Raw genomic sequence first — 22499 nt, 5'->3', positions numbered from 1 at the left:
CACGAACATCAAGCGCCGCGCGTCCCACCGGATGCGCGGCGTTTTCGTATCCGGTTCAGGCGTTGCGTGTTCCGTTGGCGCTGCGCGCGCGGTGCCTTTTCACCGCGCGCCACATCAGAACGCCCAGCAGCAGCGTCACGGCGGCCGCGCCGATCAGCCAGCCCAGATTGGCCAGAAGTTCGGCAATTCCGGCGATGGAGCGGCTGAAGGCATAGCCGATCGACAGATAACCGATGATCCACACGCTTTCGCCCGCCACATCCCAGAACAGGAACTTGCCCCAGTGATAGCGCGCCAGCCCGCTGGTCAGGTTGATCCATGGCCCGAGTGGGCTCACAAGCCAGCGGCTGAAGAAAACGCCGAACCCGCCCCATCTGGCCGAAAAACGCTCCGCCCGGGCGAAGCTTCCGGTTTCGGACGTTCCGCCTTTGAATACGCGGTCCAGCAGGCTGCGTCCGCCAAAGCGCGCAACTGCATAGCTCAACTGGTCGCCGAGCACCGCGCCCGCAAGCGCCCAGGCGAAAACCTGGGTCGGCGTCAGGTCGCCATCGGCAATCAGCGCGCCCGCTGTCATCAGAAGGATCGAGGTGGGAAGCGGAACGCCAAACTGGCCAGCCGCCAGGATCACGCAGATGCCGGGCAGGCCGTAAAGCGCGAAAAGAGCAAGGATCTCCTCTGTCACTGCGCCGTTTCCCCGCCCTCGGCGCGCAGTGTCTCCACGGCCTGCTCCACCTCGCAGACAAGGGCAGTGGCCGGAACCTCACGCTCCCTCGCGATCTGCGCGATGCTGCGCCGGTCATGGTTCTCCACCGAAAGGTCGAGCAGGCCGCGCAGCTCCTGCGGCGGCACCTCCCATGAGCGGGCGACATAGCCAATCGTCATCCACTCCTCGACCGGCACCGAACGATGGCTTGACCAGTAGGCGTAGAAGGCGACGGTGCGCACGGCCAGAAACAGTGTGACGAGCAGGGCGACGCAGAAAGCGATGAAGAGCAGCCTGTTGTGCTGCCACAGGGATTTTATCGCGCCGCGCATTCATCGCCCCAGAGTGTTTGCCGTTGACCTTATCTCGCAGGGATGGGGCATGTTTGTCGAGCGTAAAGAGGCCCGGCACCTGGCTTTCGACGTTATGCGTTTCCGCGCTTCGCCGGGGCCGCCTTGCCGGCATGGCCGCTGTTTACGCTGGGTGTGCGGAACGTCCCCGGCGAACGCGCTGGACACGGAGATCGACCTCACGGTCAGGTTCCACGCGTTCACATCCGAAAACCCCGGTTGGCATGAGATCCGTGACGATGCTCCGCCCTTCGACGGGCATCCTCCCTCATGACCTGTTGACCATTTCGGCGTCGCCGGCCCGTCCCATTGTTCGTTTGTCTATGCCCAAAAAGAAACGGCCGGAACGCGAGGTTCCGGCCGTCTTGATCTTCAAGCTGCGCAGAATGCGCGAAGAGCTGCCTAGCTCATTGCCTTCTGCAGGTTCTCGTCGATCTTGTCGAGGAAGCCGGTGGTCGAGAGCCACGGCTGGTCCGGACCGATCAGCAGCGCCAGATCCTTGGTCATGAAGCCCGATTCGACGGTGTCGATGCAGACCTGCTCAAGCGTCTGTGCAAACTGCGCCAGCTCTGCATTGTCGTCCAGCTTGGCGCGGTGGGCGAGGCCACGCGTCCAGGCAAAGATCGAAGCGATGGAGTTGGTCGAGGTTTCCTCGCCCTTCTGGTGCTGGCGGTAGTGGCGGGTCACCGTGCCGTGTGCGGCTTCGGCTTCAACCGTGTTGCCATCCGGCGTCATCAGAACCGAGGTCATCAGGCCGAGCGAGCCGAAGCCCTGCGCAACCGTGTCGGACTGCACGTCGCCATCGTAGTTCTTACAGGCCCAGACATAACCGCCCGACCACTTGAGAGCGGAAGCGACCATGTCGTCGATCAGGCGATGCTCGTACCAGATCTTGGCTTCCTTGAACTTCGCCTCGAACTCGGCCTCGTAGATCTCCTGGAACAGATCCTTGAAGCGGCCGTCATAGGCCTTGAGGATCGTGTTCTTCGTGGAGAGGTAGCAGGGCACCTTGCGCATCAGCGCGTAGTTCATCGAGGCGCGTGCGAAGTCGCGGATCGAATCGTCGAGGTTGTACATGGCCATGGCGATGCCGGAGGAGGGGGCGTCGAACACTTCGTGCTCGATCTCCTGGCCGTCGTCACCAACGAACTTGATCGTCAGCTTGCCCTTGCCGGGGAACTTGAAGTCGGTGGCGCGGTACTGGTCGCCGAATGCGTGACGGCCAACGATGATCGGCTGCGTCCAGCCCGGAACCAGGCGCGGCACGTTCTTCATGATGATCGGCTCGCGGAAGATCACGCCGCCGAGAATGTTGCGGATCGTGCCGTTCGGCGAACGGTACATGCGCTTCAGGCCGAATTCCTCGACGCGCGCCTCGTCCGGGGTGATCGTCGCGCATTTCACGCCGACGCCATGTTCCTTGATCGCATTGGCTGCATCGACGGTGATCTGATCGTCCGTGGCGTCACGGGATTCGATGCCCAGATCGTAATATTTCAGGTCGATGTCGAGGTAGGGATGGATCAGCTTTTCCTTGATGAACTGCCAGATGATCCGGGTCATCTCATCGCCGTCGAGCTCGACGACTGGATTGTCCACCTTGATCTTACCCATGAAAAAGCTCCCAACTATAGAGTGTGAAACGACGCGGCGAAGACCGGCCGCGCAAAGGTCGGCTGCCCTATAGCACTCCTTGCAGAAAGCGCAAAGCGGGGAGGAATGTTTTGCGCCAGCCGTCCCGCTCCCGTACGGCGCGCGCGTATCATCCATCAGACTTTGGTCCAGAATGGCGCATTCTGGCGTGAAATCGGGTTTGGTTTGAGGCAAAATTCGCCAAAACCGGCCATTCCGGCGCAAAGAGGGGGATCTGTCGTGAAAGCCGTAACCGACGCCACGCCCCTTATCGCGGCCAATGCTGTGGCGTTCGACACCGAGACCACCGGCCTTGATGTCAAGGAAGCGCGCATTCTGCAGCTTGGCGGCATGGCGCTGGTGGAAGGGCGGCTGCGCGTTGACGATGCGTTCGAAACGCTGGTCGATCCGGGCGTTCCGATCCCGCCGCGCTCCACCGCCATTCACGGCATCACCGGTCAGATGCTGCGCACCGCGCCGGATTTCACCGATGCGTGGCAGCGTTTCGAAGAGTATCGCGGCGGCCGGCTTCTGGTCGGCTATGCGCTGGGCTTCGATCTGGCGGTTCTGGAGCGCGAGGCGCATCGCGCCGGCCTTTTATGGCAGGCCCCGCGAACGCTTTGCGTGCGCATGCTGGCCGGCATCGTCAATCCCGACCTGCCGGACGCCTCGCTCGACGCCATTGCCGCCTGGCTCGAGGTGGAGACTTCGGGCCGCCATTCGGCGCTTGCCGATGCGCGCATTGCCGGGGAGGTCTTCACAGCACTCGCCCCGCATCTTGCCGGGCGCGGCATCCGCACCGTGGCGGAGGCGGAGCGCGCGTCGAGCCTGCGCTCACAGGCGCTGCGCCAGCAGGCCGAGGCGGGCTGGAGCGAGCCCTTCCTGCGCCGCAATGGCGCGTCCCGCCACGCGCTCGAGGCCATCGACCCTTACGCGTTCAGCCATCGCGTGGCCGAGGCGGCCAGCGCCGGGCCGGTCATCGCGCGTGACGACATTTCGGTGCAGGAAGCCGCCTGCATCATGGCCGAGCGCCGCATCAGTTCGCTGCTTCTCTCATCCGATGGCGCACCGGGCGGCCCGGCGGAGCGATACGCCATCGTGACGGAACGCGATGTTCTGCGCGCGGTGGCTTCGTCCGGCGGCAAGGCGCTTGCCGGCCCGGTCTCGGGCATTGCCGCAGGCCCGCTGATCGCCATTGAGGGCAGTGCTTTCTTCTACCGGGCGCTCGGGCTGATGAACCGCAGAAAGATCCGCCATCTGGGCGTCAGCGATGCCGATGGCCGGTTGGCGGGCGTCATCTCCGCGCGCGACTTTCTGAAATTTCGCGCCGGCGCTGCGGTGGATCTTCAGGCGCGCATCGAAAACGCCGGAACCCCGGCCGATCTTGCCGGCGCGTGGTCGCGCGTCGCCGTGGTGGCGTCGGCGCTGCTTGACGAGGAGATCGACACACGCAGCATAACGGAAATCATCTCCGGCGTCCTGTGCGCGATGACCGCGCGGGCCTGCGAGATGGCGCTTCACGACATGGAGGAGGCGGGCGAGGGCAAGCCGCCCTGTGCCTTCGCGGTCATGGTTCTGGGCTCTGGCGGGCGCGGCGAAAGCCTGCTTGCCCCCGATCAGGACAATGCGCTGATCTTCGCCGAAGGCGAACCCGATGGCCCGCAGGACCGCTGGTTTGCGGAACTGGGAGCCCGTTTCGCCGACCATCTTCACGCCGCCGCAATCCCCCTTTGCAAGGGCGGGGTCATGGCGCGCAATGCGCTGTGGCGCGGCTCGGCGGAAACCTGGCGGCAGCGCGTGGATGAATGGGTGACGAAGGCGCGCCCGCAGGATCTTCTGAACGTCGATATCTTTTACGACCTGCGCGCCGTCCATGGCGAAGAACGCCTCGTAAGCGCGCTCAGCGCCCATGCATGGAAACGCGGATCGGAGCAGATCGAGTTCGCCAAGCTTCTGGGCGAGAGCGTGCGCGACATGAACAACCCTTTCACCCTGTTCGGTGGGTTCAGGCTGGAGGAGGGACGGGTCGATCTCAAAATGCATGGACTCTTTCCCATTGCGGCGATGGCGCGCGCGCTGGCGATCCGGCACCACTTGCCGTGCGCCTCCACCCGTGCGCGGCTTGAGGCGCTGGCCGAACATCCGGGCATGCCGCGCAACGATCTTCTGGCGCTGCGTGATGCGCACCGCTTTTTCCTCACCCTCGTTCTGGAGCAGCAGGTGGACGACATCGCGCTCGGCATTCCTCTTTCCAACAATGTCGCGCCCGAGCGTCTCACCGCGCGTCAGCAGAAAACGCTGAAAGATGCGCTGAAGAGCGTGGCCATCATTCCGCAGCTCGTGCGCAACGCCATGTTCGTGAATGGATGAACTGCGCGCTTTACCGCAGCGCGTGAAGCGGGTAACAGCACCGCATTATGGCAGGAACAGACAAACAGCAGGACATGCTCGCGGAAGGCCCGGCGATCATTCTGGTGGAGCCGCAACTGGGCGAGAACATCGGCATGGTGGCGCGCGCCATGGCCAATTTTGGTCTGGCGGAGCTGCGGCTCGTCGCCCCGCGCGATGGCTGGCCGAATGAAAAGGCGCGCGCTTCTGCAAGCCGCGCAGACCACGTCATCGACGCGGCGACCGTCTACGAGACGCCGGCCGAAGCGGTGGCCGATCTCAATTTCGTCCTGGCGACGACGGCCCGTCCGCGTGACAATTTCAAGCCCGTGCGCGGGCCGGTCGAAGCGGCAAGCGATCTGCGCAGCCGTTTTGCCGGCGGCCAGAAGACCGGCATCATGTTCGGGCGCGAGCGCTGGGGCCTCACCAATGAAGAAGTGGCGCTCGCCGACGAGATCGTCACGTTCCCGGTCAATCCGGCCTTCGCCTCGCTCAACATCGCGCAGGCCGTGCTTCTCATGTCCTATGAGTGGATCAAAACCGGCGATCAGGCCGTGACGCCGCCGGAGCAGGCGCTTGCGCCCGCCCAGAAGCTGCATATCGAGAGCCTGATGGGCTATCTCGACAATGTGCTCGACGAGCGCGGTTATTTCCGCACGGAAGACAAGAAGCCAAAGATGATGGAGAACCTGCGCGCCCTGTTCACGCGGCCGGGTTTCACCGTCGAGGAGCTTGCCGTGCTGCGCGGCGTGTTGACGTCGCTTGAGAAATTTTCGCCCAGGAATCCGCGCGGTTCTGGCGCGCCTGAGCGTTGACCGCAAAGTGGTGGCGATAGAGTGGCAGCGATAGAGATGGATCGGAGATGAAGATGGAAACGCGGCCGATCCTGTTCTTCGATTCGGGCATTGGCGGCCTTTCGGTCGTGAAGGAAGCGCGCATTCTTCTGCCGGGGCGGCCTTACGTCTATGTGGCGGACGATGCCGCCTTTCCCTATGGGGCATGGGAAGAGGAGGCGCTTTTGGAGCGCATGGTCGGCCTCTTTGCCGATCTCCTCGACACCTACAGGCCGGTCATGTCGGTCATCGCCTGCAACACGGCATCCACGCTCGCCATCCATCGTCTGCGCGAGGCGTTTCCAGACGAGGTCTTTGTCGGCACGGTTCCGGCCATCAAACCGGCTGCGGAGCGCACCCGCTCAGGCCTCGTTTCCGTTCTTGCCACGCCGGGCACGGTGAAGCGGCAATACACCCGCGACCTCATCCGCGATTATGCTGCGAAGTGCCATGTGCGGCTCGTGGGCAGCGAAAATCTCGCAGCCCTTGCCGAGCAATATATGCGCGAAGGCTTCGTTGACGAGGCTGCCGTCGAGGCCGAAATCGCGCCCTGTTTCGTCGATCAGGATGGCGGGCGCACCGATATCGTGGTTCTGGCCTGCACGCATTATCCCTTCCTGGTCAACCGCATGCGCAAGACCGCGCCATGGCCGGTCGACTGGATCGACACATCCGAGGCGATTGCCCGCCGCGCGCTGGCGCTGTCGGCAAATCTGCCCGCGCCATCATCCGCTGCCCATGGCGGCGGCGATGGAAACGGCAATGGCGCGGACATCGCCCATTTCACCTCCGGCGCACCCGCAGAAGGCTATCGCCGGCTGCTGTCCGGATTCGGCTTCAGGATGCGCTGAGCATCCGCGCTTTCTTCGGGGGCCCGGAATTTGCGGAACCGGCCCGGCCCCGTCTTTCGTCAAGATATCGCGTTTCGGTTGACATTCGGGGCGCGCTGGCATAATCACCCGCTCAAGCGCGATGGCTTCTGGCTGCCGCGCTTTTTAACGTGTCCCGTGGGCAAGCCGCATTAGCGTGCGTGGCATGTCCTGTCAGGTCTCGAAAACGGAGGCCAGAGGAGGGCGCGTTTCCTTCGTCCGGAGCTTCGGCTTCGGTGTTTTTGATATGAAAGGGAATGCGATGAGCAAGCGCCATTCTGCAAAGTACAAGCTTGATCGCCGTCTTGGCGAAAACATCTGGGGCCGTCCGAAGTCCCCGGTCAACCGTCGTGAATATGGCCCCGGCCAGCACGGTCAGCGCCGCAAGGGCAAGCTCTCGGACTTCGGTCTGCAGCTGCGCGCCAAGCAGAAGCTGAAAGGTCACTACGGCGACATTTCGGAAAAGCAGTTCCGCAAGACCTACGACGAGGCGAACCGTCGCAAGGGCGACACCAACGAGAACCTGATCGGTCTCCTGGAGTCCCGTCTCGACGCCGTGGTCTACCGCGCCAAATTCGTTCCGACGATCTTCGCTGCGCGCCAGTTCGTGAACCATGGTCACATCCTGGTCAACGGCCGCCGCGTCAACATCCCGTCCTACCGCTGTAAGGCTGGCGACGTGATCGAGGTCAAGGAAAAGTCGAAGCAGCTCGCCATCGTCATGGAAGCAACGCAGCTCGCAGAGCGCGATGTTCCGGACTATGTCGAAGTCGACCACAACAAGATGGTTGCCACCTATCTGCGCGTTCCGGCCATCTCCGATGTGCCGTATGCCGTGCATATGGAGCCGAACCTGGTTGTCGAGTATTACTCGCGCTGATACCTTTCGGCAGGTAATTTTTGGGGGGCGTCCTGCCAGTGGCCGGGCGCCTTCTTTTTTGTCTTTTTTCGGGAAGAGGCGAGGTGCTTGCATGACGGGACTGGCGAAGGCGTCCGGGTTGCGGATGGGCTTGTTGCTGGCCTTTTTCGTGGGCTTATGGACGGTCTATGCGAGCCTGACGCAGCTCAATCTCGACGGTTTCGGCGACATGCTGGAAAACTACTCCTGGGGCATCGCCTGGGAGCAGGGCTACTACAAGCATCCGCCGCTTTTCGCCTGGATCACGGCCGCCTGGTTCTCCGTCTTCCCGAATGTGGACTGGGCCTACTATCTCCTGTCGGCCGTCAACAGCGCCGCGCTCATGTTTGCAAGCTGGCGCATCGCCGTGCGGTTTCTCGATCCGTGGCGCGCGTTTTTGAGCACCGCGCTCTTCTTCTTCCTGCCGCCGGTCACCTTTTTAGCCATCAAGTACAACGCCAATTCGGCGATGCTGCCTTTCTGGGCGGCGACGGTCTGGTTCTATCTGCGCTTTCTTGAAAAGCAGCGGCTTTCCGACGCCATCATTCTGGGCGCGCTGGCTGCGGCTTCGGTGCTGATCAAATATTTCTCCGGCGCGCTTCTGGGCGCGATTGTCCTTCATGTCCTGATCGACCGGGAAGCGCGCGCGCTGCTGCTGCGCCCGGGCGTCTGGGTTGCCAGCCTCGTCTTTGTCGCGCTGGTGACACCGCATCTGATCTGGCTTGTTGGCAACGATTTCCTGCCGCTCACCTATGTGTCGGAGCAGGGCGATGGTTCCGCGCTGATCGGCATCACCTCCGCCCCCCGTTTCCTTGGCGCGCTTCTGGCCTACATGCTGCCGGTGGTGCTGGTGCTTCTGATCGCCATACTGCGCAACGGGCGCGGGCCGTGGTTTGATGCAACGCCCTTCCTGGCGCTGCGCAAGACGCTGGCCGGCAGGGCGCTTCTGTGGACCGGCTTCGGTTCGCTGGCGCTGACGCTCGTTCTTGGCATTGCATTCACGGTGCAGTTCAGCTCCGTCTGGGCGCTGCCGCTCTATTTCGCCGCGCCCATCTTTCTGATTCTGCTCATCAAGCCGGGGCGGCTTGAGGCGCAGAAACTGGCAATTCCCGCTGCCGTGGTGATCTACGGCGCGTCCCTTCTTGCGCTGTCGCCCTTCATCTATGCGGAAGAGGCGAAGAACACCTCGCACTACAACAATGTGCCGGTTCGCGCGATTGCAACGGAGATCGAGGCGGCCTGGAACGACCGGTTCGACACGCCGCTTACCCATGTGGCGGGCGACAAGATCCTGGCGAGCGGCACCACGTTCTACACCGCCTCGCGTCCCTTCTCCATGCAGGGCAATTCCTATGCGCTGACGCCATGGATTTCGCCGCAGGCGGTGGCCGAGAAGGGCATGGCGATCGCCTGTTTTGACGGTCAGTCGGGATGTCTTGCAAAGGCTGAAGAACTGGCGGGCGCAGGGGCGGAGACGCAGGTTCTGACCGTGCCCGGTTTCGGTGGTGAGCGCAGCTGGACGGTGCAGCTGTTCTTCATGCCGCCGGCGGCTCAGGGCTCCTGATTTCTTTTTCGGAAAAACGGTCTGTTTTTGGGAAATTCGGGACGAAATTTCTTCGTTTTACCCGAAATTCCCTCAAATGATGCGGTCTTCTATGGACCAGCGCGCGGCGAAGAAATTCAGGATCGCGCCGATCACGATGCCGATCAGCTTGGCCGCGAAAAGACCGGTGAGCGGGGGCAGGAGATAGACGGCGAGCGTCGACGAGCCAAGCGAGATGATGCTGCCGCTGACGGCGAATTTCGCAAACGCCCTGTGCAGGCTGAAACGCTCCGCCCGCTCGAATGTCCAGCGTGAGTTGACGACAAAGGAAAAGATCACCGCCACCGCCCAGCCGAGAAAATTGGCGAGCAGCGGCGCAAAAGACAGGGCGATCAGCGCCGTGAAGGTGGCGAAGTCGATCACCGTGTTCAAAACGCCGACCACCGCGAAGCGGCCCAGCTTTGCGGAAAGCGTGCGGTTCTCGCCTTCGCTCATGAGCGGGCCTGTCTCAGGGAAAGCCCGGCGGCGACAAGGCGGGCGGGAAAGGCGTCTGCGGCGAGCGCATCGCGCTCTTCTGCGCGGGCGTCGGTGAAGACGTCGCGGTTGCGCAGCACATCATCCACCGTGCCGGGATGGCACATGATGACGCTGCCGTCGGGCGCCCTGTCAATGAAGAGATCGAGCGCGCGGGAGAATGCGCCTTTCCGCCGCCAGTCATAGAAGCCGCAGAGCGGGCCTTCGACGGCGAAGCCGTGCCGGCGCATTTCGGCATCGAAACCGCGTGCGAGCAGGCGGGCAACCACGATCTTGGCCTTGATGAGCGCCGGGGCGGCGCGCAGCGTCGGTGCGCCGCGAAGCCAGGGGCGCTCGGCTGCGGGAGCATCGGCAAAGCGCGCGGCCAGCCAGCGCCGGACCGGCGGCAGGAAATGCACGTGCTGGTGCCCGTCGATGAAATCGGGATTGCGGCCGAACGCCTCGCGGAAACGGTCAAGCTGCGCATCGGCCTCGGCGGCGATGGCGGCATCATCGTCATGACTGGCCAGAAGCCGTTTCAGCTCCGGCATTTTCCGAGCGCTGGAAAGGGCCGGAAAATCGGTGAGGGTGAGGTGCATGCCGGTCGCAAAGCTGCCGCTGGTGGCTGTCAGCGCGGCGGCGTGGTCGCGCCAGTCATCGAACAGCGTCATGCAGCCCGTGCCGCTCAGGCGGCCATTGGCGAGAAGCATGCGGATGCTTTCGCTGACGGCAGGGGAGAAACCGTAATCGTCGGCGATCAACCAGACCGAGCGGGCGGCGGGCTCAGTCATCGTGAGACGCTCTGCCGGTCTTGCGCGTCTGGGCCAGCGGGACGGCGCTCGGACCGGACATGGATTTGATGATGTAGTTCGGCCGGTTCTTGGCCTCGCTCAGCGCCGACCAGACATATTCGCCGACAAGGCCGGTCAGGGCGAGGTTGAGGCCACCAAGCACGAGGACGGCGACGATGAGGCTCGGATAGCCGGGAACGGCGACGCCGGTGAACAGCACTTCCAGAAGGATCTTGATGCCGTAGATGAAGCCGAGTGCTGCAACACCGCCGCCAAACAGCGACACCATGCGCAGAGGCACGACCGAGAAGGAGGTGAAGCCTTCAAGTGAAAAGGCGATCAGCTTGCGGCGCGACCACTTGCTTTCACCGCCCTGGCGATCTGCCGGCTTGTAGAGAATGCGTTCCTGCCGGAAGCCGGTCCACGCATAGAGGCCCTTGTTGAAACGGCGCTGGTCGCGCAGCTGGCGGAGCGCCATGGCGAAGCGCCGGGTCATGATGCGGAAGTCGCCGGCATTGGCCGGGATTTCGTAGCGCTGCCCCATATTGATGAGCCAGTAGAAGCCGTTGGCCAGATAACGCCCGAGCGTGCGGCTTTCGGCGCGGTCGGCGCGAATGGCATAGACCATGTCGAGATCGGGATCGGCGATGATGCGGCCGATCATGTCGAGCGCGACATCGGCGGTGTGCTGGAGATCTGCATCCATGAGCAGGACGTAATCGCCCTCGCTCCGGTCGAGACCGGCGAGGATCGCCGTTTCCTTGCCGAAATTGCGCGCGAGCGTGATGAGCGACCAGTCGCCGGTCATGTGCTCGCCATAGAGCGCGCCACCGCCATCGGTGCTGCCGTCATCGATGAAGATGAAATTGGCGTCGAGGCCGAAGCGTTCTTTTGCCTGCGCAGCCAAATCGCCAGCCAGGGCGCAGAAGCCGGCTACACTTTCCCGCTCGTTGAGGAACGGGACCAGAATGTCGAGCCGTTTGGCCACGCGCGCAATCTCCATAAAAAGGTGACACGATCAAAAAGGTGATTTGCCAACAGAAAGTTGAAAATGCCTATTCGTTAAGTCGCCTTGCCGCAAGGCTTCTGATAGGAAGGCGCGAAATCACACGATCCGACAAAGGCCCGCCCATGCATAGCACCTTGGCGCAACCGAAAGAACCGGCGGAAACCGTTGAAATGGCAACGCCGACCGGCGAGGACACACCACCTTTCATGAAGGGTATGCCGTCTTCGGTGGAGTTCAACAAGCTGCGCAAACGCCTGCTGCGCAACACGCGTCAGGCGATCGAGGATTTCGCCATGGTGAAGCCCGGCGAGCGCTGGCTTGTGGCGCTTTCGGGCGGCAAGGATTCCTACGGGCTTCTGGCGGTGCTGATGGATCTTCAGTGGCGCGGCCTTTTGCCGGTGGAGATTCTCGCCTGCAATCTGGATCAGGGGCAGCCGAACTTTCCAAAGCATATTTTGCCGGATTATCTGGACAGTCTCGGGGTCGCGCACCGGATCGAGTATCAGGACACCTATTCGGTGGTGACCGAGAAACTGCCCGAATCGAGCACCTATTGTTCGCTCTGCTCCCGGCTGCGGCGCGGGCACCTCTACCGGATCGCGCGCGAAGAGGGCTGCTCCTCGCTTGTTCTCGGTCATCACCGGGAAGACATTCTCGAAACCTTCTTCATGAACCTGTTCCACGGCGGCAGGCTGGCGGCGATGCCGCCCAAGCTTTTGAACGATGAAGGTGATGTGATGGTGCTGCGCCCGCTCAGCTATTGTGCGGAAAGCGACATGGCGAAGTTTGCCGACGCCATGAATTTTCCGATCATTCCGTGCGATCTGTGCGGCAGTCAGGACGGGCTGCAGCGCAATGCAATGAAGTCGATGCTGACCGACATCGAAGCCCGCATGCCCGGCCGCAAGGACACGATGATCCGGGCGCTGACCAATGCGCGCCCGTCCCATCTTCTGGATCGCAAACTGTTCGACTTTGCGGGTCTCACACGGGCTGATTGACCGCGTGGAACATGCGTCCGCGCTCGGCGACCAGCACCAGAACGATGCCGACTGCCCCGGTTATGAAATAGCCGGTGGCGAGCGGGGCGGTTGAACCGTCGAACATCTGGCCGATGAAGGCGCCGATCAGGCCGCCGCCCAGCGTGGTGAGAAAGCCCTGCGTGGCGGCTGCCGTGCCCGCCACGTGGCCCAGCGGCTCCATGGCGATGGAGTTGAAGTTCGCGCCGACCCAGCCGAACTGGAACATGGCGACCGAGAACAGCAGGAAGAACAGCCAGAACGGCATGAAGCCGATGCTTGCCAGAACGAGCCAGAGCAGGCTGACCGTGGTGAAGCCGACCAGTGCGCCGTGGGAGAGACGGCGCATGCCGATGCGGCCCACGAGGCGCGAATTGGTGAAGGACGAGACGGCCATCAGACCGGCGCCGACGGCAAACAGGATCGGGAACCAGTCCGCCAGATCGAAAGCGTCGGTGTAGATCTGCTGCGCGGAGCTGATGAAGCCGAACAGCGCGCCGAAGACGCTGGTGGTGGCCAGCGTGTAGCAGAGCGAGATGCGGTTCGTCAGAACGATGCCGAACCCCTTCGTGATCGATGAGACGGTGAGGGGGCGGCGATTCTCCGGCGCAAGCGTTTCGGGCAGGCGGAAAGCCGCCCAGGTGCCGAAGATGATAGCGAGAACGGCCATCGCCACGAAGATCTCCGACCAGTCGCCGAAGATCATGATGATCTGGCCGATGCTGGGAGCGATCACGGGGATGACCATGAAGACCATCATGACCATGGAGAGGACTTCTGCCATCTGGCGACCGCCAAACACATCGCGGATGACGGAGACGGCAACAACGCGCGTCGCGGCAGCGGCAACGCCCTGAAGGAAGCGCAGGACCAGAATGAAGGCGAAGCTGGGCGAGATGGCCGCGATGAGCGACGTCGCCACGTAAAGCGTGAGACCGAAGAAGAGCGGCGCGCGGCGACCGAAACGGTCCGAAACGGGGCCGAAGAAGAGCTGTCCCGCACCGAGGCCTGCGAGATAGGCGGTCACGATATACTGGCGCGAATTCTCGTCATCGACGCCCAGCTCCGCGCCAATCTGCTGAAGGGCGGGCAGCATGATGTCGATGGCGAGCGCGTTGATGGACATGAGCGCTGCCGTCAGCGCGACGAATTCAACACGACCGAGGGATCTTTGCGGTTTAAGGGCGGTTTCTGAAACGGGTTTCTGCATATATCTCTCCAGCGGTCGTCAATGCGTGCAATCAAATGGCCGGTCGCGCCCCCTCGCAGTAAAAAGGCAGGTGGGCCGGTCAACAGGGGCAGGCGTCCGCGCCGTCAGGGCGCGCGTCTGCAAAAGGTTTCAGCGCGTCCGCCCGAACAGTTCCGCCCAGGAGAATCCCCCGAAATATCCATGAGGGTTCTCGCATGGCGAGGCGCGCTTATCTCCTGCGTCAAAACACCAGTTGCCCTGCGGGCGAAAAAGCATGTTCAGACGCGAAAAAATGCGCTGGCGAAAACCAGCGCATTTCCAAAGAGGAGAGCGCCAGCGTGAAAGCAGGCGCGGTCCTGAAAAGCTTTTTAGGCGGCGCCTTTGGCTGCCACGCCTTTTTCGTTCAGGAAAGCCTGAAGCTCGCTGGCCTGGAACATCTCACGAATGATGTCGCAACCGCCAACGAATTCACCCTTCACATAAAGCTGCGGGATGGTCGGCCAGTTGGAATAATCCTTGATGCCCTGACGAAGCTCGTCGGAGGTGAGGACGTTGATCCCTTTGTACTCGACGCCGAGATAGTCGAGGATCTGGACGACCTGACCGGAGAAACCGCACTGCGGAAAGCCGGGCGTGCCCTTCATGAACAGCACAACGTCGCTGCTCTTGACCTCATTATCGATGAATTCGTTGATACCGCTCATCGCAAGTCCTTTCATGTCCGGGTTCAAGGCCCGGCATTTTCATCATCAAACGTTATGTATTGCACCATTTTCCATGGCGCAACGCCACGCGTCAAACTTTCCGGATGAAATCAGTCCGGAGCGCTGGTCTGCAGGGCGAGCGCATGGAGCGCACCGCCCATATTGCCCTTGAGCGCGTTGTAGACCATCTGGTGCTGCTGCACGCGCGACTTGCCACGGAAGCTCTTCGCCACAACCTCTGCGGCGTAATGATCGCCGTCGCCGGCAAGGTCGCGGATGGTGACCTGGGCGTCCGGGATGCCTTCCTTGATGAGGCGCTCGATATCAGAAGCATTCATAGCCATGGGTAGGCGAGTCTCCAAAACAGTCTGTCTTAACGAGATATGGCTGTTCCGGCAGACAAGGTCAATCGCAGTGAGCCCGCGAAGGCAGCGGCCGAATGTCCGCCCCGGTTTTAAAAACGAGCCGGGGCGGGACAGTGCGATATCAGTCCATGAAGCCCGGGAACCAGGCCTCGTGCGCCGTCTTCAGCACTTCTACGGAGACAGCGCCGGCGTCGCCGAGCTCGAGCGTGTCGCCACGGGTCTCGCCAATCTCGAATGCCGAGACGCCGGCCTTTTCGGCGGCGGCGAGCACGGCTTCGACATCGCTGGTGGTGACGATGTAGCGGCCCTGATCCTCGCCAAAGAAGGCGGGGATGGCGTCTTCAGGCGCATCGATGGTCGCGCCGATGCCCGAAGCGATGGCCATTTCAGCGAGTGCAACGGCGAGCCCGCCATCGGAACAGTCGTGGACGGCGGAGACCTGACCGGCGCGGATCAGCCCGCGCACCATGTCGCCGGTGCGCTTTTCATGCGCGAGATCGACCGGCGGGGGCGGACCCTCGGCGCGGCCATGAATGTCGCGCAGATAGACGGACTGGCCGAGATGCGTGCCCCAGCCTTCCGGTGCGCCGATGAGCACGATGGATTCGCCCTCGGCGGCAAAGGCGGCGCGGGCTGCCTTCTGCCAGTCGGGGATGAGGCCAACGCCGGCCATGGTCGGTGTCGGCGGGATCGCTTCGCCCAGCGTCTCGTTGTAGAGCGAGACATTGCCGGAAACGATGGGGAAGCCGAGCGCGGTGCAGGCCTCGCCGATGCCCTTGATGGCATGGACGAGCTGACCCATGATTTCGGGCTTCTCCGGATTGCCGAAGTTCAGATTGTCGGTGGCCGCCAGCGGCTCGGCGCCGGTTGCGGTGATGTTGCGCCAGCATTCGGCAACCGCCTGCTTGCCGCCCTCATAGGGATCGGCCTCGCAATAGCGCGGCGTGACATCGGAGGAGAAGGCAAGCGCCTTTTTGTCCTGTCCGTCGACGCGCACCACGCCGGCGTCGCCGCCGGGAAGATGAAGCGAATTGCCCTGAATCAGCGTGTCATACTGCTCCCAGACCCAGCGGCGGGACGAGAGATCGGGCGAATCGAGCAGCTTGACGAGGCTGTCGGCGATGTCGGCCTCGGGAGCCGGGCCTTCGAGCGGGGCCTGAAGCTTCGGCTCCACCCAGGGGCGGTCATATTCCGGCGCTTCGTCGCCCAGTTCCTTGATGGGAAGATTTGCGACTTCCTCGCCCTGATGGAAAATGCGGAAGCGCAGATCGTCCGTGGTCTTGCCGACGATGGCGAAGTCGAGACCCCATTTGCGGAAGATGGCCTCGGCCTCGTCGCGCTTTTCGGGGCGGAGCACCATGAGCATGCGCTCCTGGCTTTCCGACAGCATCATCTCATAGGCGCTCATGCGCTCTTCGCGCACGGGCACGCAATCGAGATCGAGCTCGATGCCCAGATCGCCCTTGGCGCCCATTTCAACAGCCGAGCAGGTGAGGCCGGCGGCGCCCATGTCCTGAATGGCGATCACGGCGCCGGTGGCCATCAGCTCAAGGCAGGCTTCGAGCAGGCATTTTTCGGTGAACGGATCGCCGACCTGAACGGTGGGGCGCTTCTCGTCGATGCCTTCGTCGAACTCGGCAGACGCCATGGTCGCGCCGCCGACGCCATCGCGACCGGTCTTTGCGCCAAGATAGACGACGGGCAGGCCGACGCCTTCGGCCTTGGAATAGAAGATCGCGTTGGTCTCGGCGATGCCGGCTGCAAAGGCATTTACCAGAATGTTACCGTTATAGCGGGCGTCGAAGTTGACCTCGCCGCCGACGGTGGGAACGCCGAAGGAATTGCCGTAGCCGCCAATGCCGGAAACGACGCCGGCAACCAGATGCTTCGTCTTGGGATGATCGGGCGCGCCAAAGCGCAGCGCGTTCATCGCGGCGACGGGGCGTGCGCCCATGGTGAAGACGTCACGCAGGATGCCGCCGACGCCGGTGGCTGCGCCCTGATAGGGCTCGATGAAGGAGGGGTGGTTGTGGCTCTCCATCTTGAAGACCACGCACTGGCCATCGCCAATGTCGACCACGCCGGCATTCTCGCCGGGGCCCTGGATGACCTGCGGCCCCTTTGTGGGGAGCGTGCGCAGCCATTTCTTGGAGCTCTTGTAGGAACAGTGCTCGTTCCACATGGCCGAGAAAATGCCCAGCTCCGTAAAGCTCGGCTCGCGGCCGATCAGCTCCAGGATGCGCTGATACTCATCGGGCTTCAGGCCGTGAGCCGCAATGAGGTCTTCGGTGATCGGGATGTGATTGGGGATGGTCATCGGGTCGGCGTTCCCTGCAAAAGGGTGGCAACGGGTGTCTCGAGGCTGCGTTACAGTATTGCGGCCCGATAATCCACTTCCCAATGCCGGTTTTCATCAGCCGTAATTGTCAAATCCGCTGATCGGGTTGTCCAGAAGGCCTGCGAGCGTGGCAAATCCCCGCCGGATCAGGTCGCGGTTTTGGGGGACGGTGAAGGCGATGCGCACCCGGTGCAGGGGCGCGCCGGAGCGCCCGACGCGGAACTCGTCCTCGTCGTCGATCAGCACGCCTTCCTCGAAGGCCGCCTGTTTGAACGTGCTGGAAAGCCAGGGTTCGGGCAGTTTGAGCCAGAGAAACGGCGCGCGGGGATGGCTGGTGAAATCGGCCCCGGCGAACGCTTCGGCTGCAATGGCGTGACGTGCGGCGATCTCTTCAAGCACCTGATTGCGCAGGGTTTGCGCCTCGCCGGACAGGACGAGCTGCGCCGCCAGTTCGCCCAGCAGAAACGGCATGCCGCCGGTGATCATCTTGTGGGCGGTGAGAATGCGGGAGGCATAGGCGGGCGGGCTCGCCACCCAGCCGCCGCGAACGCCGGCGGCCACGGATTTGGAAAGGCCGCCCACATGAAAGGTGCGCTCCGGCGCAAGCGAGGCGAAGAGAGGCGGGGTTTCCTCAAGCAGCGCGCCATAGATGTTGTCCTCGATCAGCCAGACATTGTGGAGCCGGGCGATATCCACAATGGCGCGCCGGCGCGCCTCGGGCATGGTGGCGAGTGTGGGATTGTGGAGCGAGGCCACCAGAAACACCATGCGGGGATGCTGCTGGGCGCAGACGCGCTCGAAGTCCTCCGGGATCATGCCGTCTTCATCGATGGCGATGGGGAGCGGGCGGCGGCCGATGACCGTGGCGCTGCGCGCGACATGGGAATAGGTGAGTTCTTCAAAGGCGATGCGGTCGCCCGGCGTGGTCATCGCGGCGATGGTGGCGAGAATGCCGGCATGGCCGCCAAGCGTGGGGACAATGCCTTCGGGCGGCGGGCTCCAGCCCTCGCGCGCCAGCCACTGGCGGCCTGCGTCAAACCAGTGATCGGGCAGGCTGCGCGTGTAGCTGGCGATGCTGTGGGGGTGCTCGCAAACGATGCGCGTGGTGATGCGCTCAAGCGCCGCGGCCTGGCCGATATCGGGGGCAGCGGAGGAATCCATGCGCGTCTTGCCGGACGCAACCACCATGTCGCGCGTGCCGCCGAACGCCTGTGCGGCAGAGGGGCCGGTGCGCTGCGTGCCAACGCGTTCGAGCACATAGGTGCCGCGACCGACTTCGCCGGAAACGAGCCCGCGCTGCCGCAGGAGTGCATAGGCACGGCTGACCGTGCCGATGGTCACGCCGATGTCGTAGGCGAGATTGCGCTGGGGCGGCAGCTTGGTTCCGGACGCAAGACGTCCGCTCTCAATGTCCCGCTCGATCTGGTCTGCGAGGCGAACATAGAGCGGGCCGGTGCCGCGCGCGAGGTTTGGAAGCCAATTTGTCATGGTGACAATTGTGTATATTGCACCTGTTTTTGAGTCAATGCATAGGTTCAATCGTTCAAATAAAGACGGATCGAGGGCATTGCAATGGGTGCAAGTAAGACAATGCGTGGTGCATGCAGTCCCGCTGCGCCGCGTCTGAAGCACGAGCGCGCGGGGTTCGGCCTCGCTTATGTGATGGGAAAGCTTGCGGCATGGCTGAGCAAGCGCCGCAGCAGGCTGGATCTTCTGGAGCTGACCGACGAGCAATTGTGCGACATTGGCGTGACGCGCAGTGAGGCGCGGCGTGAAGGGCTGCGCCCCTTCTGGGATTAGCGTGTTTCCGGTGAAAACAGGTTCACCGGAAACGCTCTGTCTTTATGATTTGACGCAATTGCGAACGCAAAACCGGTCTCCACTTTTGCTGGAATTGCTCTAGCTGCCGCCGCCCGTTTCGCGGGTGGCGCTGCCTTCGGTTGTGAGGCGGTCTGCGAGGATCGCGAGACGGCCAAGAAAGGCGAAGAGCAGGAGAATGGCGGCGGATGTGACGAGAACGCTCGGCCAGCCGTTCAGCGCGACATCGAGAAACGGGTAGGGCACCTCGCCGGTGATCTGGGCGCGGGCGAGCACGTAGATCATGTAGACAAGCGGATAGGCGAGCCAGAGCGGAACGTGTCGCCAGCCGAGACTTCCATCCGTGCCGGCCGAAAGCCACCAGGCGAGGTAGATCGCGGGCGCGACGTAGTGGAGCACGATGTCACAGACGAGGAACAGGCCTTCCGGCTCCCAGAGCGCTGAAAGCAGAAGCCAGTAGATGGTGCCAACCACGGTGATCGCAACGGCGACGCCGGCGCGCACCCATGCCTGCGTGAAAAAGCCCTGTCGACCAAACAGGGCCGCCCCATGAACCAGCACGGCCAGTATGTTGGTCAGAATGGTGAAGAAGGAAAAATAGAAGACAATCGAGCCTGCAAGGCCGCGCCCGGCTTCCATGGCGTCGGGGATGGTCAGACCGAACTGAAGAATGAGCGCGAACAGACCTATGGTCAGGCCTGCGACGTTCAATAATCTGGCCATGCAATCCCCCCAGGATCGCCGTGCGTCCGTCTGGACGCACAAAGGACGATCTAAACCAGCGATGGAGCATCGGAATAGCCGGAATTCACATTTCGGCCCGATGCTCTTGAGTTCCCAGGGAGATGCAATAAAGCCCGGAATCTAAATTCCAGGTTTAAATTTAAAGCGATTGAAACCGCAAAATCAGCACGAAGAGCCGCCGCTGGACCAGCGCATGATGTCGGTGTTTATGCGTGCGCCGGTGCGTGTGGAGGCCAGAGGGCCATAGGTGCTGATCGTCGCTGGCGACCCTGACGCTTCGATGACAAGCAGCGGGAGACCCTGCTGCTTGTTGCTGCGCACGATCAGAAGGCGTGGCCGCCCGACGCGCGTGTCGAGTTCGGGAACCATGCGCAGATCGCGGAAGCGGCGGTCACCGGAGCGTATCCAGCATTTGAGGCCTGCGCTGTTGATGGTCTGAAGCGCCTTTACCGCGCTCGATTCCTCGACTTCGAGGGTGAGCGGCCCGCCCGCCGGCTCTGTCTGGCAGGCGGCGAGGGAAAATGTCAGCGCTGCAAGGGCTGCGCCGGCGGCAAGCCGGGAGCATAATTGAAAATGTGAACCGGCGTGACCGGCGCGGCCCATCAGGCGGCCTTTCCAAGCACGCCGGCGAAGAGCGCGCGACCGTCATCGCCGCCATGGGCGGCTTCGATCAGGTTTTCGGGGTGAGGCATCATGCCAAGCACATTGCCGCTGTCGCTGACAATGCCGGCAATGTCATTCACCGAGCCGTTGGGATTGGTGCCCTCGGCGTAACGGAAAGCAACCTGGCCTTCGCCCTCGATCCGCTTCAGCGTCTCGGCGTCCGCGAAATAGTTGCCGTCGTGGTGGGCGACCGGGCAGCGGATGATCTCGCCCTGCTGATAACCACGCGTGAAGGGCGTGTTGGCGTTGGTGACTTCAAGCTTCACCTCGCGGCACACGAATTTCAGCGAGGCGTTGCGCATCAGCGCGCCGGGCAGGAGGCCCATTTCGAGCAGAACCTGGAAACCGTTGCAGACGCCCATGACGAGAACGCCCTTGCGGGCCTTCTCGGCCACGGCCTGCATCACCGGCATGCGGGCGGCGATTGCGCCACAGCGCAGATAGTCGCCATAGGAGAAGCCGCCGGGAATGACCACCAGGTCGACATCGGGAAGCTCGGTCTCCGTCTGCCAGACGGTGATCGGCGCTTTTCCGGAAATCTTGGTAAGCGCGGCGATCATGTCGCGGTCGCGATTGAGGCCGGGAAGCTGGATGATGGCTGATTTCATGGGTTCTGATCGTTCGGGCTGGGATCGTACGGTTTCTGAGGGCCTTCGGCCAATTCGCGGAGCTCGAGGCGGGGTTCTATGCGTTCAAGGCGGTCGTCATGGCGTCCGAGCATACCGTAGATATTGTGGGTGTCCTGCTGGATCGCAATCATATGCCCCCGGATGGAGATCAGCTCCTGACGGATCTCCGATTGTCCGGCTTCAAGTTTGTCCAGGCGACCCTGCATGCTTTTGAGAACCTCATAAAGCAGCTCGTTGGTGACGTCGCCCATGACAGTCTTTCTCCACAACCTCAGGTAACGGAGATAGTGTAGTCCTCAATCACGGTATTCGCCAGAAGCTTTTCGCACATGGCGTTGAGGTCGCTCTCGGCCCTGGCCCTGTCGGAGCCCTCGAGCTCCAGGTCGAAGACCTTGCCCTGACGCACCGAACCGACGCCGGAGAAACCGAGCGCGCCGAGCGCGCCTTCAATGGCTTTTCCCTGCGGGTCCAGAACGCCGTTCTTCAACGTCACGGTGACGCGCGCCTTGATCACGGTAGTGCTCCCTGATTTCCCGACGCGCCCTAGTGGCGCGTCTTGTTGTCTTTGGAGGATACGAGGACGGGACCGCCACCGCGCGGCGGTTCGTTCTCGTTCATGATGCCGAGACGGCGTGCGACTTCCTGATAGGCCTCGACCAGCCCGCCCATGTCGCGGCGGAAACGGTCCTTGTCCATCTTGTCCTGCGTGGTGGTGTCCCACAGGCGGCAGGAATCAGGCGAAATCTCATCCGCCACGATGACGCGCATCATGTCGTTTTCCCAAAGGCGGCCGCACTCCATCTTGAAGTCGACGAGCTGGATGCCGACGCCAAGGAAGAGGCCGGTCAGGAAGTCGTTGACGCGGATGGCGAGCGCCATCATGTCGTCGATCTCCTGCGGGCTTGCCCAGCCGAACGCGGTGATGTGCTCTTCGGAGACCATCGGGTCGTCCAGCGCATCCGCCTTGTAGTAGAATTCGATGATCGAGCGGGGCAGCACGGTGCCTTCCTCGATGCCCAGACGCTTGGCGAGCGAGCCGGCGGCAACATTGCGCACCACGATCTCGAGCGGAATGATCTCCACTTCCTTGATCAGCTGCTCACGCATGTTGAGGCGGCGAATGAAGTGGGTCGGGATGCCGATCCGGTTCAGATGCTCGAAAATGTACTCCGAGATCCGGTTGTTGAGCACGCCCTTGCCATCGACAATCTCATGCTTCTTCTTGTTGAAGGCGGTGGCGTCGTCCTTGAAGAACTGAATCAAGGTGCCGGGCTCCGGGCCTTCATAAAGAATCTTGGCCTTGCCCTCATAAATGCGGCGACGACGGTTCATGGCTTTTCCTGGTCCGTTGCCTTGACAGGGAAACTTCGCGCGGAAGTTCCGCAACGCGGCAGTTTCAAAGATGCATCGTTTCACGGGGTCTCTAGCGCAAACCCGTCCATACCACAATTGCCATTTCTCAAAGCCAACCGGTTTATGGCCGCAGCCAAAGGGCAAATGC

General features: G+C 62.6%; 24 protein-coding genes. 7 read left to right on the top strand and 17 right to left on the bottom strand.

Features of this window, described 5'->3' with window-relative positions:
- Positions 1-55: 55 nt before the first annotated feature.
- From JYP46_RS07240 to JYP46_RS07230, 3 genes are all read right to left on the bottom strand, one after another.
- A complete protein-coding gene (locus tag JYP46_RS07240) occupies positions 56-682 on the bottom strand; it encodes a DedA family protein (protein ID WP_206547698.1) in 627 nt (208 codons plus the stop codon).
- Entirely contained in the window at positions 679-1035 is a 357-nt protein-coding gene (locus JYP46_RS07235; protein ID WP_206547697.1) for a hypothetical protein, read from the bottom strand. The genes JYP46_RS07240 and JYP46_RS07235 overlap by 4 nt, the downstream gene beginning before the upstream one ends.
- A gap of 420 nt (positions 1036-1455) precedes the next feature.
- Entirely contained in the window at positions 1456-2667 is a 1212-nt protein-coding gene (locus JYP46_RS07230; protein ID WP_206545464.1) for an NADP-dependent isocitrate dehydrogenase, read from the bottom strand.
- Between the two features lie 258 nt (positions 2668-2925).
- On the opposite strand from JYP46_RS07230, the gene JYP46_RS07225 reads away from it, so the two are divergent.
- The 5 genes from JYP46_RS07225 (at position 2926) to JYP46_RS07205 (ending at position 9237) form a co-directional block, all read left to right on the top strand.
- On the top strand, positions 2926-5055 hold the full coding sequence (locus tag JYP46_RS07225; protein ID WP_206547696.1) for a DUF294 nucleotidyltransferase-like domain-containing protein: 2130 nt from the start codon (positions 2926-2928) through the stop codon (positions 5053-5055).
- A gap of 47 nt (positions 5056-5102) precedes the next feature.
- Entirely contained in the window at positions 5103-5888 is a 786-nt protein-coding gene (locus JYP46_RS07220) for an RNA methyltransferase (RefSeq protein WP_206545462.1), read from the top strand.
- 53 nt (positions 5889-5941) lie between these two features.
- Complete coding sequence (gene murI / locus JYP46_RS07215; protein WP_206547695.1) at positions 5942-6757, top strand: glutamate racemase; 816 nt, start codon at positions 5942-5944, stop codon at positions 6755-6757.
- A gap of 280 nt (positions 6758-7037) precedes the next feature.
- On the top strand, positions 7038-7655 hold the full coding sequence (gene rpsD / locus JYP46_RS07210) for a 30S ribosomal protein S4 (RefSeq protein ID WP_113155007.1): 618 nt from the start codon (positions 7038-7040) through the stop codon (positions 7653-7655).
- Between the two features lie 91 nt (positions 7656-7746).
- On the top strand, positions 7747-9237 hold the full coding sequence (locus tag JYP46_RS07205) for a glycosyltransferase family 39 protein (protein ID WP_222473947.1): 1491 nt from the start codon (positions 7747-7749) through the stop codon (positions 9235-9237).
- A gap of 72 nt (positions 9238-9309) precedes the next feature.
- On the opposite strand, the gene JYP46_RS07200 is transcribed toward JYP46_RS07205, so the two are convergent.
- The 3 genes from JYP46_RS07200 to JYP46_RS07190 are packed head-to-tail and all read right to left on the bottom strand — an operon-like array spanning position 9310 to position 11508.
- Positions 9310-9711 carry a GtrA family protein gene (locus JYP46_RS07200; RefSeq protein WP_206547694.1) on the bottom strand — a complete coding sequence of 134 codons (402 nt, stop codon included), beginning with the start codon at positions 9709-9711 and terminating at the stop codon, positions 9310-9312.
- A complete protein-coding gene (locus JYP46_RS07195) occupies positions 9708-10520 on the bottom strand; it encodes a ChbG/HpnK family deacetylase (RefSeq protein ID WP_206545460.1) in 813 nt (270 codons plus the stop codon). Before JYP46_RS07195 ends, JYP46_RS07200 begins: the two co-directional genes overlap by 4 nt.
- Positions 10513-11508 carry a glycosyltransferase family 2 protein gene (locus JYP46_RS07190; RefSeq protein ID WP_206547693.1) on the bottom strand — a complete coding sequence of 332 codons (996 nt, stop codon included), beginning with the start codon at positions 11506-11508 and terminating at the stop codon, positions 10513-10515. The genes JYP46_RS07195 and JYP46_RS07190 overlap by 8 nt, the downstream gene beginning before the upstream one ends.
- A gap of 191 nt (positions 11509-11699) precedes the next feature.
- Between JYP46_RS07190 and ttcA the strand changes: the two genes are divergently transcribed.
- Complete coding sequence (ttcA, locus tag JYP46_RS07185; RefSeq protein ID WP_222473946.1) at positions 11700-12530, top strand: tRNA 2-thiocytidine(32) synthetase TtcA; 831 nt, start codon at positions 11700-11702, stop codon at positions 12528-12530.
- Here ttcA and JYP46_RS07180 read toward each other — a convergent pair.
- The 5 genes from JYP46_RS07180 to JYP46_RS07160 form a co-directional block, all read right to left on the bottom strand.
- The gene (locus JYP46_RS07180; protein WP_113155011.1) at positions 12514-13758 is read right to left on the bottom strand and encodes a multidrug effflux MFS transporter; all 1245 of its coding nucleotides are present in this window, start codon (positions 13756-13758) and stop codon (positions 12514-12516) included. The genes ttcA and JYP46_RS07180 overlap by 17 nt on opposite strands.
- A gap of 347 nt (positions 13759-14105) precedes the next feature.
- A complete protein-coding gene (gene grxD / locus JYP46_RS07175; protein WP_113156272.1) occupies positions 14106-14441 on the bottom strand; it encodes a Grx4 family monothiol glutaredoxin in 336 nt (111 codons plus the stop codon).
- 110 nt (positions 14442-14551) lie between these two features.
- The gene (locus tag JYP46_RS07170) at positions 14552-14785 is read right to left on the bottom strand and encodes a BolA family protein (protein ID WP_206547692.1); all 234 of its coding nucleotides are present in this window, start codon (positions 14783-14785) and stop codon (positions 14552-14554) included.
- Between the two features lie 142 nt (positions 14786-14927).
- Positions 14928-17123, bottom strand: coding sequence for a phosphoribosylformylglycinamidine synthase subunit PurL (gene purL / locus JYP46_RS07165; protein WP_206547691.1), 2196 nt, complete (start codon positions 17121-17123; stop codon positions 14928-14930).
- Between the two features lie 96 nt (positions 17124-17219).
- Positions 17220-18632 carry an aminotransferase-like domain-containing protein gene (locus JYP46_RS07160; protein WP_206547690.1) on the bottom strand — a complete coding sequence of 471 codons (1413 nt, stop codon included), beginning with the start codon at positions 18630-18632 and terminating at the stop codon, positions 17220-17222.
- Positions 18633-18716: 84 nt separating this feature from the next.
- On the opposite strand from JYP46_RS07160, the gene JYP46_RS07155 reads away from it, so the two are divergent.
- Positions 18717-18944, top strand: coding sequence for a DUF1127 domain-containing protein (locus JYP46_RS07155; protein ID WP_206547689.1), 228 nt, complete (start codon positions 18717-18719; stop codon positions 18942-18944).
- Between the two features lie 99 nt (positions 18945-19043).
- Here the strand turns inward: JYP46_RS07155 and JYP46_RS07150 are convergent, their stop codons facing one another.
- From JYP46_RS07150 to purC, 6 genes are all read right to left on the bottom strand, one after another.
- Positions 19044-19685 carry a Pr6Pr family membrane protein gene (locus JYP46_RS07150; protein ID WP_206547688.1) on the bottom strand — a complete coding sequence of 214 codons (642 nt, stop codon included), beginning with the start codon at positions 19683-19685 and terminating at the stop codon, positions 19044-19046.
- A 183-nt stretch (positions 19686-19868) separates the two neighbouring features.
- The gene (locus tag JYP46_RS07145) at positions 19869-20309 is read right to left on the bottom strand and encodes a hypothetical protein (protein ID WP_113155017.1); all 441 of its coding nucleotides are present in this window, start codon (positions 20307-20309) and stop codon (positions 19869-19871) included.
- Positions 20309-20977: a phosphoribosylformylglycinamidine synthase subunit PurQ gene (gene purQ / locus JYP46_RS07140; RefSeq protein ID WP_206547687.1), complete on the bottom strand. Its 669-nt coding sequence runs from the start codon at positions 20975-20977 to the stop codon at positions 20309-20311. The genes JYP46_RS07145 and purQ overlap by 1 nt, the downstream gene beginning before the upstream one ends.
- A complete protein-coding gene (locus tag JYP46_RS07135; protein ID WP_206547686.1) occupies positions 20974-21249 on the bottom strand; it encodes a hypothetical protein in 276 nt (91 codons plus the stop codon). The genes purQ and JYP46_RS07135 overlap by 4 nt, the downstream gene beginning before the upstream one ends.
- Positions 21250-21269: 20 nt before the next feature.
- Positions 21270-21512, bottom strand: coding sequence for a phosphoribosylformylglycinamidine synthase subunit PurS (gene purS / locus JYP46_RS07130; protein WP_206547685.1), 243 nt, complete (start codon positions 21510-21512; stop codon positions 21270-21272).
- Between the two features lie 29 nt (positions 21513-21541).
- Positions 21542-22330: a phosphoribosylaminoimidazolesuccinocarboxamide synthase gene (gene purC / locus JYP46_RS07125; RefSeq protein WP_113155021.1), complete on the bottom strand. Its 789-nt coding sequence runs from the start codon at positions 22328-22330 to the stop codon at positions 21542-21544.
- Positions 22331-22499: the final 169 nt, after the last annotated feature.

This window comes from Nitratireductor aquimarinus (assembly GCF_017255295.1).
Taxonomy (GTDB): Bacteria; Pseudomonadota; Alphaproteobacteria; order Rhizobiales; family Rhizobiaceae; genus Nitratireductor; species Nitratireductor aquimarinus.
Note: the sequence above shows the minus strand (reverse complement) of the source record. Positions and strands in the feature narration are given on the sequence as shown.

Excerpts from the sequence above, each read along its gene's own strand:
- JYP46_RS07235 (WP_206547697.1), bottom strand. The coding sequence starts at position 1,035 with ATGCGCGGCGCGATAAAATCCCTGTGGCAGCACAACAGGCTGCTCTTC.
- JYP46_RS07230 (WP_206545464.1), bottom strand. The coding sequence starts at position 2,667 with ATGGGTAAGATCAAGGTGGACAATCCAGTCGTCGAGCTCGACGGCGAT.
- JYP46_RS07220 (WP_206545462.1), top strand. The coding sequence starts at position 5,103 with ATGGCAGGAACAGACAAACAGCAGGACATGCTCGCGGAAGGCCCGGCG.
- murI (WP_206547695.1), top strand. The coding sequence starts at position 5,942 with ATGGAAACGCGGCCGATCCTGTTCTTCGATTCGGGCATTGGCGGCCTT.
- rpsD (WP_113155007.1), top strand. The coding sequence starts at position 7,038 with ATGAGCAAGCGCCATTCTGCAAAGTACAAGCTTGATCGCCGTCTTGGC.
- JYP46_RS07205 (WP_222473947.1), top strand. The coding sequence starts at position 7,747 with ATGACGGGACTGGCGAAGGCGTCCGGGTTGCGGATGGGCTTGTTGCTG.
- JYP46_RS07200 (WP_206547694.1), bottom strand. The coding sequence starts at position 9,711 with ATGAGCGAAGGCGAGAACCGCACGCTTTCCGCAAAGCTGGGCCGCTTC.
- JYP46_RS07195 (WP_206545460.1), bottom strand. The coding sequence starts at position 10,520 with ATGACTGAGCCCGCCGCCCGCTCGGTCTGGTTGATCGCCGACGATTAC.
- ttcA (WP_222473946.1), top strand. The coding sequence starts at position 11,700 with ATGGCAACGCCGACCGGCGAGGACACACCACCTTTCATGAAGGGTATG.
- JYP46_RS07180 (WP_113155011.1), bottom strand. The coding sequence starts at position 13,758 with ATGCAGAAACCCGTTTCAGAAACCGCCCTTAAACCGCAAAGATCCCTC.
- grxD (WP_113156272.1), bottom strand. The coding sequence starts at position 14,441 with ATGAGCGGTATCAACGAATTCATCGATAATGAGGTCAAGAGCAGCGAC.
- JYP46_RS07170 (WP_206547692.1), bottom strand. The coding sequence starts at position 14,785 with ATGGCTATGAATGCTTCTGATATCGAGCGCCTCATCAAGGAAGGCATC.
- purL (WP_206547691.1), bottom strand. The coding sequence starts at position 17,123 with ATGACCATCCCCAATCACATCCCGATCACCGAAGACCTCATTGCGGCT.
- JYP46_RS07160 (WP_206547690.1), bottom strand. The coding sequence starts at position 18,632 with ATGACAAATTGGCTTCCAAACCTCGCGCGCGGCACCGGCCCGCTCTAT.
- JYP46_RS07155 (WP_206547689.1), top strand. The coding sequence starts at position 18,717 with ATGGGTGCAAGTAAGACAATGCGTGGTGCATGCAGTCCCGCTGCGCCG.
- JYP46_RS07150 (WP_206547688.1), bottom strand. The coding sequence starts at position 19,685 with ATGGCCAGATTATTGAACGTCGCAGGCCTGACCATAGGTCTGTTCGCG.
- JYP46_RS07145 (WP_113155017.1), bottom strand. The coding sequence starts at position 20,309 with ATGGGCCGCGCCGGTCACGCCGGTTCACATTTTCAATTATGCTCCCGG.
- purQ (WP_206547687.1), bottom strand. The coding sequence starts at position 20,977 with ATGAAATCAGCCATCATCCAGCTTCCCGGCCTCAATCGCGACCGCGAC.
- JYP46_RS07135 (WP_206547686.1), bottom strand. The coding sequence starts at position 21,249 with ATGGGCGACGTCACCAACGAGCTGCTTTATGAGGTTCTCAAAAGCATG.
- purC (WP_113155021.1), bottom strand. The coding sequence starts at position 22,330 with ATGAACCGTCGTCGCCGCATTTATGAGGGCAAGGCCAAGATTCTTTAT.